At 59.5% G+C, this 16,598-nt stretch carries 14 protein-coding genes; 7 read left to right on the top strand and 7 right to left on the bottom strand.

Annotated elements, in window-relative coordinates:
• Nucleotides 1-89 precede the first annotated feature (89 nt).
• Nucleotides 90-302, top strand: a complete 213-nt coding sequence (locus tag PHS32_RS21205; protein WP_301081320.1) for a DUF2788 domain-containing protein — start codon at nucleotides 90-92, stop codon at nucleotides 300-302.
• Here PHS32_RS21205 and PHS32_RS21200 read toward each other — a convergent pair.
• Nucleotides 295-2,967, bottom strand: a complete 2,673-nt coding sequence (locus tag PHS32_RS21200) for a bifunctional acetate--CoA ligase family protein/GNAT family N-acetyltransferase (RefSeq protein ID WP_301081319.1) — start codon at nucleotides 2,965-2,967, stop codon at nucleotides 295-297. The genes PHS32_RS21205 and PHS32_RS21200 overlap by 8 nt on opposite strands.
• 19 nt (nucleotides 2,968-2,986) lie before the next feature.
• The gene (locus tag PHS32_RS21195) at nucleotides 2,987-3,565 is read right to left on the bottom strand and encodes an NnrU family protein (protein WP_301081318.1); all 579 of its coding nucleotides are present in this window, start codon (nucleotides 3,563-3,565) and stop codon (nucleotides 2,987-2,989) included.
• Between the two features lie 142 nt (nucleotides 3,566-3,707).
• On the opposite strand from PHS32_RS21195, the gene PHS32_RS21190 reads away from it, so the two are divergent.
• Nucleotides 3,708-4,136, top strand: coding sequence for a CBS domain-containing protein (locus PHS32_RS21190; protein WP_301081316.1), 429 nt, complete (start codon nucleotides 3,708-3,710; stop codon nucleotides 4,134-4,136).
• Between the two features lie 48 nt (nucleotides 4,137-4,184).
• Here PHS32_RS21190 and gyrB read toward each other — a convergent pair whose 3' ends face one another.
• The 3 genes from gyrB to dnaA all read right to left on the bottom strand — a co-directional run bounded on the left by gyrB (nucleotide 4,185) and on the right by dnaA (nucleotide 9,482).
• Nucleotides 4,185-6,788 (bottom strand): DNA topoisomerase (ATP-hydrolyzing) subunit B, encoded by a 2,604-nt coding sequence (gene gyrB, locus PHS32_RS21185; protein WP_301081314.1) that lies wholly within the window; start codon nucleotides 6,786-6,788, stop codon nucleotides 4,185-4,187.
• A 79-nt stretch (nucleotides 6,789-6,867) separates the two neighbouring features.
• Nucleotides 6,868-7,974, bottom strand: coding sequence for a DNA polymerase III subunit beta (dnaN, locus tag PHS32_RS21180; protein ID WP_301081313.1), 1,107 nt, complete (start codon nucleotides 7,972-7,974; stop codon nucleotides 6,868-6,870).
• A 95-nt stretch (nucleotides 7,975-8,069) separates the two neighbouring features.
• Nucleotides 8,070-9,482 (bottom strand): chromosomal replication initiator protein DnaA, encoded by a 1,413-nt coding sequence (gene dnaA, locus PHS32_RS21175; protein WP_301081310.1) that lies wholly within the window; start codon nucleotides 9,480-9,482, stop codon nucleotides 8,070-8,072.
• A gap of 254 nt (nucleotides 9,483-9,736) precedes the next feature.
• On the opposite strand from dnaA, the gene rpmH reads away from it, so the two are divergent.
• The 5 genes from rpmH (at nucleotide 9,737) to mnmE (ending at nucleotide 13,825) form a co-directional block, all read left to right on the top strand.
• Nucleotides 9,737-9,871 (top strand): 50S ribosomal protein L34, encoded by a 135-nt coding sequence (gene rpmH, locus PHS32_RS21170; RefSeq protein WP_006299042.1) that lies wholly within the window; start codon nucleotides 9,737-9,739, stop codon nucleotides 9,869-9,871.
• A 55-nt stretch (nucleotides 9,872-9,926) separates the two neighbouring features.
• Nucleotides 9,927-10,373, top strand: a complete 447-nt coding sequence (locus tag PHS32_RS21165) for a ribonuclease P protein component (RefSeq protein WP_301081308.1) — start codon at nucleotides 9,927-9,929, stop codon at nucleotides 10,371-10,373.
• Nucleotides 10,370-10,642: a membrane protein insertion efficiency factor YidD gene (gene yidD / locus PHS32_RS21160; protein WP_301081306.1), complete on the top strand. Its 273-nt coding sequence runs from the start codon at nucleotides 10,370-10,372 to the stop codon at nucleotides 10,640-10,642. The genes PHS32_RS21165 and yidD overlap by 4 nt, the downstream gene beginning before the upstream one ends.
• On the top strand, nucleotides 10,639-12,351 hold the full coding sequence (gene yidC, locus PHS32_RS21155) for a membrane protein insertase YidC (protein WP_301081304.1): 1,713 nt from the start codon (nucleotides 10,639-10,641) through the stop codon (nucleotides 12,349-12,351). Before yidD ends, yidC begins: the two co-directional genes overlap by 4 nt.
• Nucleotides 12,352-12,415: 64 nt before the next feature.
• Nucleotides 12,416-13,825, top strand: a complete 1,410-nt coding sequence (gene mnmE / locus PHS32_RS21150) for a tRNA uridine-5-carboxymethylaminomethyl(34) synthesis GTPase MnmE (protein ID WP_301081302.1) — start codon at nucleotides 12,416-12,418, stop codon at nucleotides 13,823-13,825.
• Between the two features lie 7 nt (nucleotides 13,826-13,832).
• On the opposite strand, the gene PHS32_RS21145 is transcribed toward mnmE, so the two are convergent.
• Both PHS32_RS21145 and PHS32_RS21140 read right to left on the bottom strand, forming a co-directional pair.
• A complete protein-coding gene (locus PHS32_RS21145) occupies nucleotides 13,833-14,387 on the bottom strand; it encodes an adenine phosphoribosyltransferase (RefSeq protein ID WP_301081300.1) in 555 nt (184 codons plus the stop codon).
• A 57-nt stretch (nucleotides 14,388-14,444) separates the two neighbouring features.
• On the bottom strand, nucleotides 14,445-16,430 hold the full coding sequence (locus PHS32_RS21140) for a monovalent cation:proton antiporter family protein (protein WP_301081297.1): 1,986 nt from the start codon (nucleotides 16,428-16,430) through the stop codon (nucleotides 14,445-14,447).
• Between the last annotated feature and the right edge of the window lie 168 nt (nucleotides 16,431-16,598).

Below are 16,598 nucleotides of genomic sequence, written 5' to 3'. Positions count from 1 at the left end.
CGGCGGGGAAACCGGCATTATGCGTCGCCACCCGCAAGCCCTAAAATCCGGGCTTCCATGTTGTTACCGTTACCGTCAAGGCCTGGCTGATGTTTGGTTATTCAGAAGAACAAATCGCAGCCTTCGGACTGACCTTCGGCGTCGGCGGCTTCATGCTCTACATGCTGTTCATCATCGGCCACCTGGCCTGGGAGTCCAAGGCTGGCAAATTTGGTACCTTTGTCCTGTTTCTGGGTCTGGCGTTCGGCATGACCGGTTTCGCCGCGAAATACCTGATTCAGTGGGTCATCGGGATCAAGTGAGTGATAGAAAAATGTCTCTTGTGCCATCGCCCGGTTGGCCCCGTGTCTCTTCCTCAAAACCCAGCTCCCTGGCCAGTTTGAGCATCCGCTCGTTGCAGTCCAGTACCGTGGCCACCAGCCGCTGCGTGCCTTGCGTGCGCAGATAGGCAATCATCTTGTTCATTAACAAGAGTCCCAAGCCGCCGCCTTTCAGCCCGGAGTTGACGATGACACCAAACTCGGCTTCCACGTTGTCTGGGTCGGTGATGGCGCGGACCACGCCCAGCGTTTGCGGCTGACCGTCGGGGCCGTCGGCCAATGCCACAAACGCCATCTCGCGGGCGTAATCAATTTGCACCAACCGTGCCAGCTCGCTGCGTTCCATGGTCCGTTTGCTGTAGAACACGCGCATGCGGACGTCTTCCGGGTCCAGTTGCTGCAGAAACGCCATGTGCAGCGCCTCGTCCTCCGGGCGAATCGGCCGCAAAGTCAGGTTCCGCCCCTGCCACTGCAGCGTTTCCTCCAGTTGCGCCGGGTACGGCCGGATGGCGAAATGGCTCGCTCCTGCCGGCGCGCTGGCGCTCAGGCGGATGCGGGCATCGAGAGCCATGGCGCCCTCGAAATTGACGAGCAAGGGATTGATATCGAGTTCGGCGATCTCCGGTATTTCGGCCAGCAACTGCGACACCGCCAGCAGCACCCCATGCAGCGCTGCCTGGTCCACCGCCGGAGAGTCACGCCAGCCGGCCAGCAGGCGCGCCACCCGGGTGCGTGAAACCAGGGCCCTGGCCAGCGGCAGGTTCAGGGGCGGCAAGGCGACCGCTCGATCCGCCAGAATTTCAACCGCCGTGCCGCCCTGGCCAAACAGAATCACCGGGCCAAACACACTGTCAATCGTGCTGCCCACAATCAGCTCCTGCGCGTGGGCTTTTCGCACCATGGCCTGTACCGTAAAACCCTGGACCTGGGCTTTCGGTTGTTCGCGCCGAACCCGTTCCAGCATGGCCTGCGCAGCCTCGCGCAACTCGACTTCATTCGGCAAATCGAGGACCACGCCACCGACGTCCGATTTGTGCGAAATGTCGTCCGACAGGATTTTCAACACTACCGGAAAACCGATGCGCTGGGCCGCAACAGCCGCCGCCTCCGGCGTTGCCGCCGCGCGCAGTGTCGGCACCACCGGAATGTGGCAGGCGCTCAGCACCGCTTTGGCCTCGAGCTCGGTCAACTGTTCACGGCCACTGGCCAGCGCGGTTTGCACCAGCGCCCTGATGCTTGCGGTGTCGGGACGACGGTCGGCCAGCAGGGCGGGCGGTGCTTCCGTCAGTTCGGCCTGATTGTGTCGGTACCGCACCAGCATGGAAAAAGCGCTCACCGCCTGCTCCGGCGTGTCAAAGTTGGCAACGCCGGCGTCCTGAAACAGTTGGCGCGCCTGCGCCACGGCCTGGTCACCCAGCCAACAGCTCATCAGTCGTGGTGCCGTACCCTGCGGATGCTGCGCCAGCGGCACCAGGGCGCGCGCAATGTCGGCGCTGGGCACAATGGCGGTGGGGGCGTGGATGAACAGCACGGCACCGGTGGTCGGATCGGCATGAAGAATTTTCAGGGCCTGTTCATAACGCAGCACCGGCGCATCGCCAATGATGTCAATGGGGTTGCCATGCGACCAGTTGGGCGGCAGCACCGCATCCAGCGCCTGTCGGGTCGCCGCGCTGAGTTCGGACAGTTTGACGTCGGCGCGGGCCGCCGCATCGGCCGCCATGACACCGGCGCCGCCGCCATTGGTAAGAATGGTGATGGCATCGCTGCTGTTGTTTCGAAAGCGCGACAGCATCTGGGCCGCCAAAAACAGCTCCTGCAAGGTATCGACTCGCAACATGCCGGCGCGCGCAAAAGCGGCATCAAATACCATGTCGGAGCCGGCCATGGCCCCGCAGTGTGATGTCGCCGCCCGTTGCCCTTGCGGCGAGCGCCCGGCTTTCACCACGATCACCGGTTTGTTGCGGGCTGCGGCGCGCGCCGCGGACATGAACTTTGCCGCGGACTCTATGGATTCGGCGTACAGCAAAATGGCCCGGGTTTTGGCGTCGCTGGCCAGATAGTCCAGCATGTCGCCAAAGTCCACGTCAGCATGTTCTCCCAGCGATACAAAATGCGAAAACCCGATGCCCCGTCCTTGCGCCCAATCCAGCATGGCGGTCACCAGGGCGCCCGACTGCGAGACAAATGCCAACTCCCCGGGCCGTGCATCGATGTGCGCAAAACTGGCATTCAGGCCTTTGTGCGGCGCCAGCAGCCCCATGCAGTTGGGCCCCAATATGCGCAACAAGTGGCCTTGTGCCGCTTTCAACATGGCCAGCTTCTGTCGCTGGTCCATGCCCGCTGTCATGACGACGGCAGCGCGCGTACCCAGCTCGGCCAATTCCTTGATCAGTGCCGGTACCGTGGCGGGCGGCGTGCAAATGACCGCCAACGCCGGCACCGACGGCAAATCAGAGGCGCGGGCCAGCACCGGGTGGGCGCCAAGCACGTGGTATTTGGGATTGACGGCGTACAGCGTGCCCTGGTAATTGCCGGCGCTGAGGTTGTGCCAAACCGTGGCACCGACACTGCCGAGGCGCAGGGAGGCACCAATGACCGCGATCGAGGTCGGCTCAAACAGCGAGTCGAGGTTGCGGATGCTCAAGGCGCGAGCCCCTGCCGTTTCAGCCGAACGGCCGGACCCCGATCAGCAAGCCGTGCAACCACATGGCAAAAGCGAGCCAGGCAAGCAGCCCGACGACCACCGTGATGGCCGTCGCGCCGGCGCTGCCGGGCGGGTATTGCGTGCCGGCAACACGATCGAGCCGACGGGCTGTGCTGAAGTCGAAAACAGCCCACACCAAAAATGAGCCGAACAGCAGCACATGCGCCAGGTTGCCATTGGCCAGCAAATGGGCCAGGGCCCACACTTTGGCCGCCAGCACCATGGGGTGGTGAAGACGTGCCTTGATGCCGTTGCCGGGCACGTAGGCCGCCGCCAGCAGCACGAATGAAACCAGGGTCAGCAGCGCGGCCAGATGGCGCATCGCCAGCGGTGGGCTCCACAGTTGCACCGGTTGTTGTCTGGCCAAGCCAAAGCCCCATACCAGCAGGCCAAAACCTATCAGCGACGCCACCGAATACAAGCCCTTCCACGGTAGCTCGCCAAGGCGCGAGCGGGTTTGTGTGCGCCAGTCATCGGCCACGATGCGCACCGAATGCACACCCAGAAAAATAATCAGACCGAGAATCAGATAAGTCATGAGAGTTCCTCAACAGAAGCAAAAAGCGACACCACTATAGTCCGGATCAGGGTTCATCGGGGAAACCGGTGCGAGGCCTATTGCATTACAGAATAGTTTGTTTACACTGCACTTCAATGTCAACCCATAAACTGGAGCTTTGATGAAACCCGTTCAAGAATTATTAAAGAATCGTGATTCAACGATTTTTCAGGTTGGCCCTTCGATCACCGTTTTTGAAGCGCTCGGACTGTTGGCCCAACACGGTGTGGGCGCCATGATTGTGCTGGACCAGGGCAAGCTGGTCGGCGTGGTGTCGGAGCGCGACTACACCCGTAAAGTTGCGCTACAGGGAAAAAATTCGAAGGAAATCACAGTGGCTGACATCATGACCCGCGAAGTCGTCACGGTCACGCCCAACACCGGCACCCGGGCCTGCATGACACTGATGAGTCAAAAGAACATCCGCCACTTGCCGGTGGTGGAGGGGAGCAAAGTGCTGGGCATGATCTCGATACGCGACATCATGAACGACATCATCGCCGGGCAAGAGCAAACCATCTCGCAACTGACGAATTACATCAGCAGCTGATGGTTGGGACAGGGGACGCCCACTTCGTGGGGCCACAGCCAGCCCTGGTCAGACGTCAATATTGCCAGCCCGCAATGCGTTGGTTTCGATGAAGTCGCGGCGCGGCTCCACCTCGTCGCCCATCAGCATGGTGAAGACGCGGTCGGCTTCGATGGTGTCGTCGATCTGTACCTTGAGCAGGCGGCGCACGGTCGGGTCCATGGTGGTTTCCCACAACTGCGCCGGGTTCATCTCGCCCAGACCTTTGTAGCGCTGGCGCGAAGTGGCGTGTTCGGCTTGTGCAATCAGCCACGCCATGGCTTCACGGAAGTCGGCCACTCTTTCCTCTTTTTGGCGCTCGCCTTCACCGCGCGTCACCTTGGCGCCGTCGCGCAGCAAACCCTTGAAGGTATTGGCCGCTTCGGCCAGCGCAGCGTAGTCGGAGCCGTGCACAAAATCCTGGGTCAGGACGCTGCTCTTGACGTTGCCGTGGTGGCGCCGGCTGATGCGCAAGATCGGCTTGTCGGTGCGCGCGTCAAACTCGCCGGCCACTTCGGCATCGGGTAGTTTGGCTTGCAGCGCAATCGCCGAAGCTTGCGCATCGGCTAGCGTGTCCAGGTTCAGCGCCACGCCGTCGGCCACCGAACGCAGTGCTTCGGCGTCCATGAAATTGCGCAGACGCGCAATCACCGCTTGTGCCACCTGGTGTTTGCGCGCCAGTTCGGCCAGCGTGTCGCCGCTCAGCGTGGTGCCGTCTTCGCCGCCGGTATGGACCGAGGCATTGACCAGTGCAATGCGCAGCAAAAAGCTGTCCAGCGCGGTGCCGTCTTTCAGGTACAGCTCTTCCTTGCCGACTTTCACTTTGTACAGGGGTGGCTGTGCGATGTAGATATGACCGCGTTCCACCAGTTCCGGCATCTGGCGGTAGAAGAAGGTCAGCAGCAGGGTGCGGATGTGGGCGCCGTCAACGTCGGCATCGGTCATGATGATGATGCGGTGGTAGCGCAGCTTGGCAACGTCGAAATCGTCGTTGCCGGTGCTGCCGCCGGCCTTGCCGATGCCGGTGCCCAAGGCAGTGATCAGGGTCAGAATTTCGTTGCTGGTGAGCAGCTTCTCGTAGCGCGCCTTTTCCACGTTCAGGATCTTGCCGCGCAGGGGCAGGATGGCCTGGAATTTGCGATCGCGGCCCTGCTTGGCCGAGCCGCCGGCCGAGTCACCCTCGACGATGTAGATTTCGCACAGCGCCGGGTCTTTTTCCTGACAGTCCGCCAGCTTGCCCGGCAGGCCCATGCCGTCGAGCACGCCTTTGCGGCGCGTCATGTCGCGCGCCTTGCGGGCCGCCTCGCGAGCCCGTGCCGCCTCGATGATCTTGCCGACGATGATCTTGGCGTCGGCCGGGCGTTCCTGCAGGTAGTCGTGGAGCAAGCGGCTGACGATGTCTTCCACCGGACCGCGTACCTCGCTGCTGACCAGTTTGTCCTTGGTCTGGCTGCTGAATTTGGGTTCCGGTACTTTCACGCTCAGGACGCAGCACAGGCCCTCGCGCATGTCGTCACCGGTTACCTCGACCTTGGCCTTCTTGGCCAGTTCGTTGTCGTCGATGTATTTATTGATGACGCGCGTCATGGCGGCGCGCAAGCCGGTCAGGTGGGTGCCGCCGTCACGCTGCGGGATGTTGTTGGTGAAGCACAGGACCTGCTCGTTGTAGCCGCTGTTCCATTGCATCGCCACCTCGACGCCGATGTTGGTGTTCTGATCGCTCTGGCGGTCCCCCATGGCGTGAAAAATGTTGGGGTTGAGGACGGTTTTACCTTTGTTGATGAAGTTGACAAAGCCCTTGACGCCACCGGCGCCCGAGAAGTCGTCTTCCTTGCCGCTGCGCTCGTCCTTGAGACGGATTCTGACGCCATTGTTCAGGAAGCTGAGTTCGCGCAGACGCTTGCTCAAAATGTCGTAGTGGAAGTCGGTGTTGATCTGGAAGATGTCCAGATCCGGCAAAAAATGCACTTCGGTGCCGCGTTTTTCGGTGTCGCCTATCACTTTCATGGGCGACACCTCGACGCCATTGACCAGTTCCGTGATGCGGTTCTGCACCACGCCCTTGCTGAACTCCATCACATGCACTTTGCCGTCGCGCCGGATCGTCAGGCGCAGCATTTTGGACAGGGCGTTGACGCAGCTCACGCCAACCCCGTGCAAGCCGCCGGAGACCTTGTAGCTGTTTTGATTGAACTTGCCGCCAGCGTGCAGCTCGGTCAGGGAGATTTCGGCGGCGGAGCGCTTGGGCTCGTGCTTGTCGTCCATCTTCACGCCGGTGGGAATGCCGCGGCCGTTGTCCACCACTGACACAGAGTTGTCGGAATGAATGGTGACCAGAATGTCGTCGCAGTGGCCGGCCAGGGATTCGTCGATCGAGTTGTCCACCACCTCAAATACCAGGTGATGCAGGCCGGTGCCGTCCGATGTGTCGCCAATGTACATGCCGGGGCGTTTGCGCACTGCCTCCAGGCCTTCCAGAATCTGGATCGAGTCCTCGCCATAAGCCTCCGAGGCGCCGGCCTGGTTGGCGTCAATGGTGGGTTGAAAGTTGGAGCTGTCGGTGCTTCCCTCACCCGTGTGGACTGTGTCCTCGCCATGTTCAGGGTTCTGAACTGGCTTGTTTTCTTCGGTCATCGCTTCTCTCTAATCAGTTGAGGACAGGGCTTGCTCGTTGCGCGCAGCCGCGTCCGTCCCGCAAGGTTTCAATAATTTCTCAGATTCTCATCGGCATTACGACGTATTTGAAAGTGTCGTTGTCGGGGATGGTGAAAAGAGCCGAACTGTTGCCGTCGGACAGTTCCAGCTTGACCATTTCCTGGGTCATGTTGGCCAGCGCATCAATCAGGTAGGTGACGTTGAAGCCGATCTCGATGCTGTCGCCGTTGTAATCAATATCCAACTCGTCCACGGCCTCTTCCTGTTCCGCATTGTTGGACGCCACACGCAAGGTGCCGGGGTCGATGTTCAGGCGTACGCCCTTGAACTTCTCGCTGGTCAAAATGGCGGTGCGCTGCAAGGTGGCCAGCAAAGCGGTGCGACCCAGTGTGATGCAGTTCTTGTGGTTTTTTGGAATGACGCGGTTGTAGTCGGGAAACTTGCCTTCGACCAGTTTGGTGACGAACTCCATGCCGTCAAAGCTGAACTTGGCCTGATTGTTGGCAAACTGCATCTCAATGGCGCCCTGTGCATCAGACAGCAGCCGCTGAAGTTCGATAACCGTCTTGCGCGGCAAAATGACTTCCTGCTTGGGCACATCCACGTCCAGCGTGGCCGAGGCAAAGGCCAGGCGATGGCCGTCGGTCGCCACCAGGCTCAGTTGCTTGCCTTCGGCGACGAACAGAATACCGTTAAGGTAATAGCGGATGTCATGCACGGCCATGGCGAACGACACCTGGCTCAGCAGGTCCTTGAGTGTCTTTTGCGGCACACTGAAGACCGGCCCGAAACTGGCGGCTTCCTGCACCAACGGAAAGTCTTCGGCGGCCATGGTCTGCAGCGTGAACTTGCTTTTGCCACCCCTGAGAATAAGCTTGGCGGCGCTCGATTCAAGTGACACCGTCTGATCCGCCGGCATGGTGCGCAGGATGTCGATCAGCTTGCGCGCGCCTACCGTCGTCGTGAAGTCGCCGGCATCGCCATCGAGTTCGGCATGGGTGCGAATTTGAATCTCGAGATCGCTGGTGGTCAGTTGCAGCGATGTACCGGTTTTTCGAATCAGTACGTTCGCCAGAATGGCCAAGGTGTGCCGACGTTCGACGATGCCGGCGACGGATTGCAAAACCGCTAATACTTTATCTTGTGTGGCCTTCAGGACGATCATGTCAACCTCTTGTTAAATATCTGCAAATCAAATTGATAAGGGACGCTAAGGGGGTTATTGCAAATACCGCCATTTTCCCCTTTTTTTCCTGCAATTTAGCCCTTGAGGGTTTGTTCCAGCACGTGAAGTTGCTGGTTCAGTTCTGTCATTTGCTGGCGTTCACCACCGATCTTGCGCACCGCATGCAACACTGTGGTGTGGTCACGTCCACCAAACAATTCGCCAATTTCCGGCAAGCTTTTTTGCGTCAATTCCTTGGCCAGGTACATCGCAATCTGGCGTGGCCGTGCAATGCTGGCCGGCCGTTTCTTGGAATACATGTCGGCGATCTTGATTTTGTAGTAATCGGCCACCGTTTTCTGGATGTTTTCCACCGAAATTTGGCGGTTCTGAATGGACAGCAGGTCGCGCAGCGCTTCTCGCGCCAGCAGAATCGAGATTTCTTTCTGGTTGAAACGGGAGTAAGCCAGGATTTTGCGTAAAGCGCCTTCCAGCTCGCGCACATTGGAGCGCACGTTCTTGGCTACGAAGAAAGCAACTTCTTCCGGCATTTCGATGCCCTCCACCCGTGCTTTATTAATCAAAATTGCCACCCGCATTTCCAGCTCGGGAGGCTCGATGGCTACCGTCAGGCCGGAGTCAAAGCGCGATACCAGTCGCTCATGAATATCTGTCAGGCCCTTGGGATAGGTGTCGCTGGTCATCACAATGTGCGACTTTTTCGCCAGCAGTGCCTCGAACGCATTGAAGAACTCTTCCTGCGTGCGTTCCTTGTTGGCAAAAAACTGAACGTCGTCGATCAGCAACAGGTCGAGTGAATGGTAGCGTTCCTTGAACTCGTCAAAAGTCTTGCGTTGATAGGCCTTGACCACGTCCGAGACAAATTGTTCGGCATGGATATAGAGAACCTTGGCCGTTGGTCTGTCGTTCAGCAGGCGGTTGCCCACGGCGTGCATCAAGTGAGTTTTCCCCAGGCCAACACCACCGTAAATAAACAGCGGGTTATACAGATGACCCGGCATCCCCGAGACATGCATGGCCGCGGCGCGGGCCATCCGGTTGGCAGTACCTTCAACCAAGGTTTCAAAAGTCAGGGAGGTGTTGAGCCGGTTCTTCAGACTGTTGGGCGTGCGCTCTTCCCCAATCTCGTTGGACTCTTCCATCGGGATCGGTTCCACCGAACGTTGAGGTAAATTCCCCTTGGCTACCGGTTCCCGCGCCGCCAGTGCCAACTCGACCTGTACCGATTGACCAGAGAGCTTCTCCAGCAAGGTGGAAATTCGGTTGTTGTACTGGGCCCTGATCCAATCCAGTTTGAACCGGTTGGCGACAAAAATAGTGACTTTGGAGAGGTCGTCCGCAACTTCTGCCGACAAGGGTTTTATCCAGGTATTGAACTGCTGTTCGGGCAGTTCCTGAGCCAGCTGGTCGATGCAACTCTGCCACAGGCTTTGGCCAGCGTCCTGACCCGTAAAGCCTGATCTACTGGCGTATTGTCCCTCTGTCATTGTTCGTACCAACTTCTGTGGATAGTTTTCGATTATCGCGCTGCGAATTGTAATTTATCAAGATTTTATCCACAAGTCGAAAGAAGAGGCCCCCAGTTCCGGTCCTGCCAGTCGCGGCCGACACAAGGTATTGCCGGCATGGCGAAAATTTGCGATAATCTCCGGTTCCCCTGGCTGTGTTGGGGGAGACACGACTGTGGCCCACTCTGATAGATTATCAGCGGGTCGTCATTGAGCCCTTTAGGATTTTCGATATGAAACGCACTTACCAACCTTCCAAGATTCGCCGCGCCCGCACCCACGGCTTCCTGGTTCGCATGAAAACCCGTGGTGGTCGTGCGGTGATTAATGCCCGTCGTGCCAAGGGCCGCAAACGTCTGGCTGTCTGATTTCAGTTGCCCATACAGTGCGTCACTGACCGGCAGTTCTGGCGTTACCCGCAAAGTGCAGCGACTGACAACCCGAAGCCAGTTTCAGGCTGTGCTGGCTGGCGGCACGGTGGCCAGGACGCCACATTTTGTCTTGCACCGCGCTGGGCTGGCTATGGCCATTGCCAAGCAGAACTCGCCTGAGGCACCAAGAGAGTCGTTGCGGGCGCGCTGTATCGTGCACGAGGTCTGGATTGGCGCCATGGTGCCCAAGCGGTGGGCCAAACGAGCCGTCACGCGCAACGCCATCAAGCGCCAGATTTACAGCGTGAGCACTGATTTTGAGTCAGCCCTTCCGGTCGCCGCCCATGTTGTGCGTTTGCGGGCCGGTTTTGGTCACCAGCAATTCATCAGCGCCACTTCCGATATGCTGAAAGCCACTGTTCGCCAGGAGTTGCAGCAATTGTTCGCGGACGCCGTGGCGCGCCCGGCGGCGCCCCTGGCGAATGATGTTTCATCGTGATCAAGACCCTGTTGATGGGCCTGGTCAAAGGCTACCGTTTGCTGTTCAGCCCCTGGCTGGGATCGTCCTGCCGGTTTGAGCCCACTTGCTCCGCGTATTCGTTGCAGGCCTTGCAACTGCATGGGGCCGCAGCGGGTACCTATATGACGCTGGCCCGGCTTGGTCGCTGCCACCCCTGGTGTGTGGGCGGGCTTGATCCCGTGCCGACCGTAAAACCCCGGCTCTTTACCCAGCTGATTCCCTCTTCCACTCAAAAGAAGTCTTCATGAACGATATTCGCCGCACCATTTTGTGGGTGATTTTTGGCTTTTCCATGGTTTTGCTGTGGGATCAGTGGCAAGTTTATAACGGTCACAAAGCAACCTTCTTTCCGGGTACCAGTAAAACAGCCGGAACAGCCAGCCCACCCGCGTCCGCCTCCAGTGTTCCAACCGGAGTGCCTGCGGCCAACGCGGTGGCGCCGAGCGCAGCGGTCGCGGGGGTTGCGGCGCAGAGCGTCGCTGTTGCGAATGCGCCGACGCTGCCTCATGAACGCCTGGTGGTGACAACGGATGTGCTTAAACTGACCTTTGACACCGAGGGCGGATCGCTGGTTCGCACCGAGTTCCTCAAGCACGTTGACATGACCGACAAAGACAAGCGCTTTGTTTTGCTGGATGAGAATAAAGACCGGACCTATGTGGCCCAAACAGGCCTGATCGCAGGGGCGGCGGGTGGGGCCTTCCCGACCCACAAGACCGTCATGAGTGTCGCACCGGGTGAACGCAGCCTCAAGAACGACGCCAAAGAGTTGATCGTGCGCTTTGAGTCGGCTGAACTCGGTGGTGTCAAATTGGTGAAGACTTTCACCTTGACCCGAGGCGCTTATGCGATTGCGGTCAAACATGAGGTGGTCAACGTCGGTGCCGTTGCGGTGTCGCCGCAACTCTATTTGCAGTTGGTCCGTGATGGCAACAAGCCCATGGGCGAGTCGTCCTTCTATTCCACGTTTACCGGACCGGCGATCTATACCGATGCCAAAAAATACCAGAAGGTGGAGTTCAAGGACATTGAGAACAACAAAGTCGATATTGAAAAGAGCGCAGGAAACGGCTATGTGGCAATGGTGCAGCATTATTTCGCCAGCGCCTGGCTGCTGAGTGACGGTATCAAGCGCGATCTGTTCATGCGCAAAGTTGACACCAATCTGTATGCCGTGGGCATGATTACCCCGCTCAACGATATTGCACCGGGTGCCAGCAAGTCGGTAGAAGCAAAATTCTTCGCCGGCCCGCAAGAAGAAAAAGTGCTTGAATCACTGGCACCCGGGCTGGAACTGGTGAAGGACTATGGCTGGCTCACGATCCTGGCCAAGCCGCTGTACTGGCTGCTTGACAAGATACAGACCCTGATCGGCAACTGGGGCTGGTCCATCATGGCCTTGGTGCTGTTGCTGAAGGTGGCGTTTTACTGGCTCAACGCCAAGGCCTATGCCAGCATGGCCAAGATGAAGGCCATCAACCCGAAGATCACCGAAATGCGCGAGCGCCTGAAGGAAAATCCGCAGCAGGTGCAGCAGGAGATGATGCGCATCTACCGCGAGGAAAAAGTCAATCCGATGGGCGGCTGTTTCCCGATCATGATTCAGATCCCGGTATTCATCGCCCTGTACTGGGTTCTCCTGTCGAGTGTCGAGATGCGCAATGCGCCGTGGGTGATGTGGATTCACGATCTCTCATCACCCGATCCGTTCTACATTCTGCCGATCGTGATGACCTTGACCACGGTGCTGCAAACAGCCCTCAACCCGGCGCCGCCGGACCCCATGCAGGCCAAGATGATGTGGTTCATGCCGCTGGCCTTCAGCGTGATGTTCTTCTTCTTCCCGGCTGGTCTGGTGCTGTACTGGATCACCAACAACGTATTGTCGATTGCGCAGCAGTGGGTCATCAACACCCGCATGGGCGTGCCACCGCAGTTCAACCTGCCCAAGTTCTAACGGCCATGGCCCCGTCGCTTGCCACTTTGTGTGCGGCGCGAGGCCTTACTGGCGGCGCCTGAGTATGTCTCTGCCGCGTCATCTGGACTCGATTGCGGCCATTGCCACCGCCCCCGGGCGCGGCGCGGTCGGGATTGTGCGGGTCAGCGGGAAGAATCTGGAAGCGCTGGCGCAGGCAATGTGCGGGCGGCGGCTAGCGCCGCGCGAGGCCACCTACACCGCTTTTCTCGACCATGCTGGCCAGGCCATTGACCATGGCTTGGCAATCTATTTCAAGGCCCCCCACTCGTTCACTGGCGAGGATGTACTGGAGTTGCAGGCCCATGGTGGGCCAGTGGTGCTACAGCTGTTGCTGGCGCGCGTGATCGAAGCAGGCGCCGAGCTCCAGAAGTTGGACCCGCAACCCCGGTTGGCGGGATGGCGGGTCGCGCTACCAGGCGAATTTTCCGAGCGTGCTTTTCTTAACGACAAAATCGACTTGGCGCAGGCGGAAGCGATTGCCGATCTGATCGATGCCAGCACCGAGGCGGCGGCGCGTAGCGCCAGCCGTTCCCTGTCTGGCGCCTTCTCGAAAGAAATCCATGCCCTGCGCGACGCCTTGCTGCAACTGCGTCTGCTGGTGGAGGCAACGCTGGATTTTCCGGAAGAGGAAATCGATTTCCTGCGCAAGGCAGATGCGCAGGGGCAGCTATTGAAGTTGCAGCAAATTCTGCAGGCCGTGGCGCAAAGCGCGCACCAGGGAGTCCTGCTGCGTGAAGGCATCAAGGTGGTGATCGCGGGACAGCCCAACGCAGGCAAGTCGTCGCTCCTGAACGCGTTGGCCGGAGCCGAGCTGGCGATTGTGACGCCGATTGCCGGCACTACCCGCGACAAGGTGCAGCAGACCATCCAGATCGAGGGTGTGCCGGTGCATGTGATTGACACGGCGGGCTTGCGCGACAGTGACGATGAGGTCGAAAAAATTGGCATCGCCCATGCCTGGGATGCCATCGAAACCGCTGACGCCGTATTGTTTTTGCATGATTTGACGCGCCAGCATGCTGACGATTACAAGGCGAATGACGCCGTCATTGCCGCCTCTCTGGCGCAAAAATTGGCTCCCCGGGTGGCGGTTATCGATATCTGGAACAAGGCAGACGCGGTAGTGTCGCCGCTGCGCGATGATGGGCTGATCCTGTCGGCCAAGACCGGCGCCGGCATAGACAGCTTGCGCCGCAAGCTGCTGGAGATTGCGGGTTGGCAAGCGGCCCCCGAAGGCACCTATATTGCCCGCCAGCGGCATGTTCAGGCCTTGCGTCGGGTGGCTGACCATTTGATGGAAGCCAGTGCTCATTTGGCGGCTCACGCTGGCGCGCTGGATTTGCTGGCGGAAGAACTTCGCCTGGCTCAGAACGCCCTGAGTGAAATAACCGGAGAATTTACTTCCGACGATCTGCTGGGCGCAATCTTTTCCAACTTTTGCATCGGCAAATAGCCCGTCTTCAGTGCCCGGCGAAATCGATTAGGGTGAAAAGCGGCAGACCGGCGGCCTTGAGTTTGTCCGAGCCACCAAGCTCCGGCAGGTCCACAATGGCGGCCCCCTCGATCACTTGAGCCCCCAGTTTTTCCAGTAACTTCATGCCCGCCATCATGGTGCCGCCGGTGGCGATCAGGTCGTCAATCAGCAGTACCCGGTCATTCGGCCGGACGGCGTCAGTGTGGAGTTCAACGGTGGCGCTGCCGTACTCCAATTCGTAGGTTTCTTCCACCGTGGTGAATGGCAGTTTGCCTTTCTTGCGTATCGGCACGAAGCCCACATTCAGTTCGTAGGCCACCACGGCGCCCAGGATGAAGCCACGCGCATCAAGCCCGGCCACCACGTCGGGGCGCATGGCCGGGTCCATGTAGCGATGGACAAAAGCATCGATGAGCACCCGAAACACCTTGGCTTCCTGCAACAGCGGCGTGATATCGCGAAACTGCACACCCGGTGCCGGCCAGTCGGATACGGTGCGGATGTGATCTCTGAGGTACTGGTTGACACTGAGGTTTTGCATGGCGCATCGGGCTGGGGTTTGAGTACGTATTGTGCCTTGTGCCGGGCGCTGGCCGGTCTAACCCTTGAGCAATTTCTGCTCGGCCAACACCAGTGATTCGGTCTTGCCCGAGAGAAGCAGCGTGTCGCCATCCTCAATCAGGGGATCGGTTGCGATGGCTATCACCTTGCCACCGCGTCGACGCAAGCTGACGATGCGAACCTCCAACCCGTAGCGGGCCAGATGGCTGACCGCTTCGCCAATGCATTTGGCGCCCGAGGGCAGTGTCAGTGAGGTCAGGCGTTCCTGGTGCAGTTCATCCGCCGAGTTGTCGTCGGCGCCATGGAAGTAGCCTCGCAGCAGGTTGTAGCGCGCATCACGCTGCACCTGCACGATCCGAAGCACGCGTCGCATCGGCACACCGACCAAGGCCAGGGCATGGCTGGCCAGCATCAGTGAACCCTCAATCGCTTCCGGCACCACCTCGGTGGCGCCCGCTTGTTGCAGCCGCTCGAGATCATGGTCGTCCTGCGTGCGCACGATGACCGGAACCTGGGGTGCATGGGCCCGGGTATGGGCCAGCACCTTCATGGCACTCGGTACTTCAAGGTAAGTGATGACCACGGCACTGGCGCGCGCCAGACCGGCCGCAATCAGCGCCTGGAGACGGGCGGCATCCCCAAAGACAACCGAGTCGCCAGCGGCGGCGGCCTGGCGCACCCGATCCGGGTCCAGGTCCAGCGCGATGTAGGGAATGGCTTCGAGTTCCAGCATGCGCGCCAGGTTCTGTCCGCAGCGACCGAAGCCGCAAATAATCACATGCTTGTTGACATTGATCGACTTGCGGGCAATGGAGGTCATTTGCAGGGACTGCTGCAGCCACTCGCTACTGACCAGCTTCAGCACAATGCGGTTGCTGTACAGAATGATGAAAGGTGTCGCCAGCATGGACAGCACCATGCTGGCCAGTATCGGATTCAGCAGCGCGGGCGGCACCAGTGCGTTGGTCTGGGCCAGGGTCAGCAGCACAAATCCGAATTCACCGGCCTGCGCCAGATAGAGCCCGGCACGTAACGACACGCCGGCGGGGGCACCCAGGCCGCGCGCCAGCAAGGTCACCAGCACGGCCTTGAACAGCACCGGCAGCGTGACCAACAGCAGCACCAGTGGCCACCGCTCCAGCACCAGCCGCCAATCCAGCATCATCCCGATGCTGATGAAAAACAGACCCAGCAGAACATCGTGAAACGGCCGGATGTCAGTTTCGACCTGCTGTTTGTATTGGGTTTCGGAGATCAGCATGCCGGCAATGAACGCCCCCAGTGCCAAACTCAAGCCGGCCAGTTCGGTCAACCAGGCCAAGCCCAAAGTGATGAACAACAGGTTGAGCACAAACAGCTCTTCGCTCTTGCGCCGTGCCACCAAGGTCAGCCACCATCGGATCACACGCGGCCCGCCGACCAGCAGCAAGGCAATCAAAATCAGGGCCTTGAGTGCCGCGACCGCCAGTGTTTCGAACAGCCGCTCGCCGGTGGCGCCCAGCGCCGGGATCAGTACCAGCAGGGGAACCACGGCCAGGTCCTGGAACAGCAAGATTCCCATGACGCGCTTGCCGTGTTCCGATTCCATTTCGAGTCGCTCGGTCATCAGCTTGACGACAATCGCCGTGCTGCTCATGGCCAACGCGCTTGACAGTGCCAGAGCCGTTTGCCAACTCATGCCCCATAGATTGGGTGCAACGAGTGCCAAACCCAAAGCCGCCGCCGTGCCACCCAGCATGGTCAGAAGGACCTGAAAAGAGCCCAGCCCGAACACGTGGTTGCGCATGGCGCGCAGCTTGGCCAGGTTGAACTCCAGTCCGATGACAAACATCAGGAAGACGACCCCGAACTCACCCAGATGGCGTACGCCGTCGGCATTTTTTGCCACAGCCAGCGCGTTGGGCCCTATCACCACGCCGACCGCCAGATAGCCCAGCATGGGAGGCAGTTTGAGAGACCGGCACGCCACCACCCCCAGCACGGCGGCCAGCAGGTAGAGAAGCGTGAGTTCAAGCGGGCTCATGCCCGGATACTAGCAAGTCGCGCGGTCGTCTATAAAATGACGCCATGGTGCGTCGTGAAGCGAAGGAACAATTGATCCCCGATGGGGGAGGGTGTACCTTGGCCAGCTGCGCCACTCCAACGGGTGAAAGTCCCGTCTCGCAAAGCGTCGGTGCGGCGAGTAGCAGAC

Source organism: Rhodoferax sp., from assembly GCF_028714215.1.
GTDB lineage: Bacteria > Pseudomonadota > Gammaproteobacteria > Burkholderiales > Burkholderiaceae_C > Rhodoferax.
The sequence above is the reverse complement of the archived record's forward strand: the minus strand, read 5'-3'. Positions and strand labels throughout refer to the sequence as shown.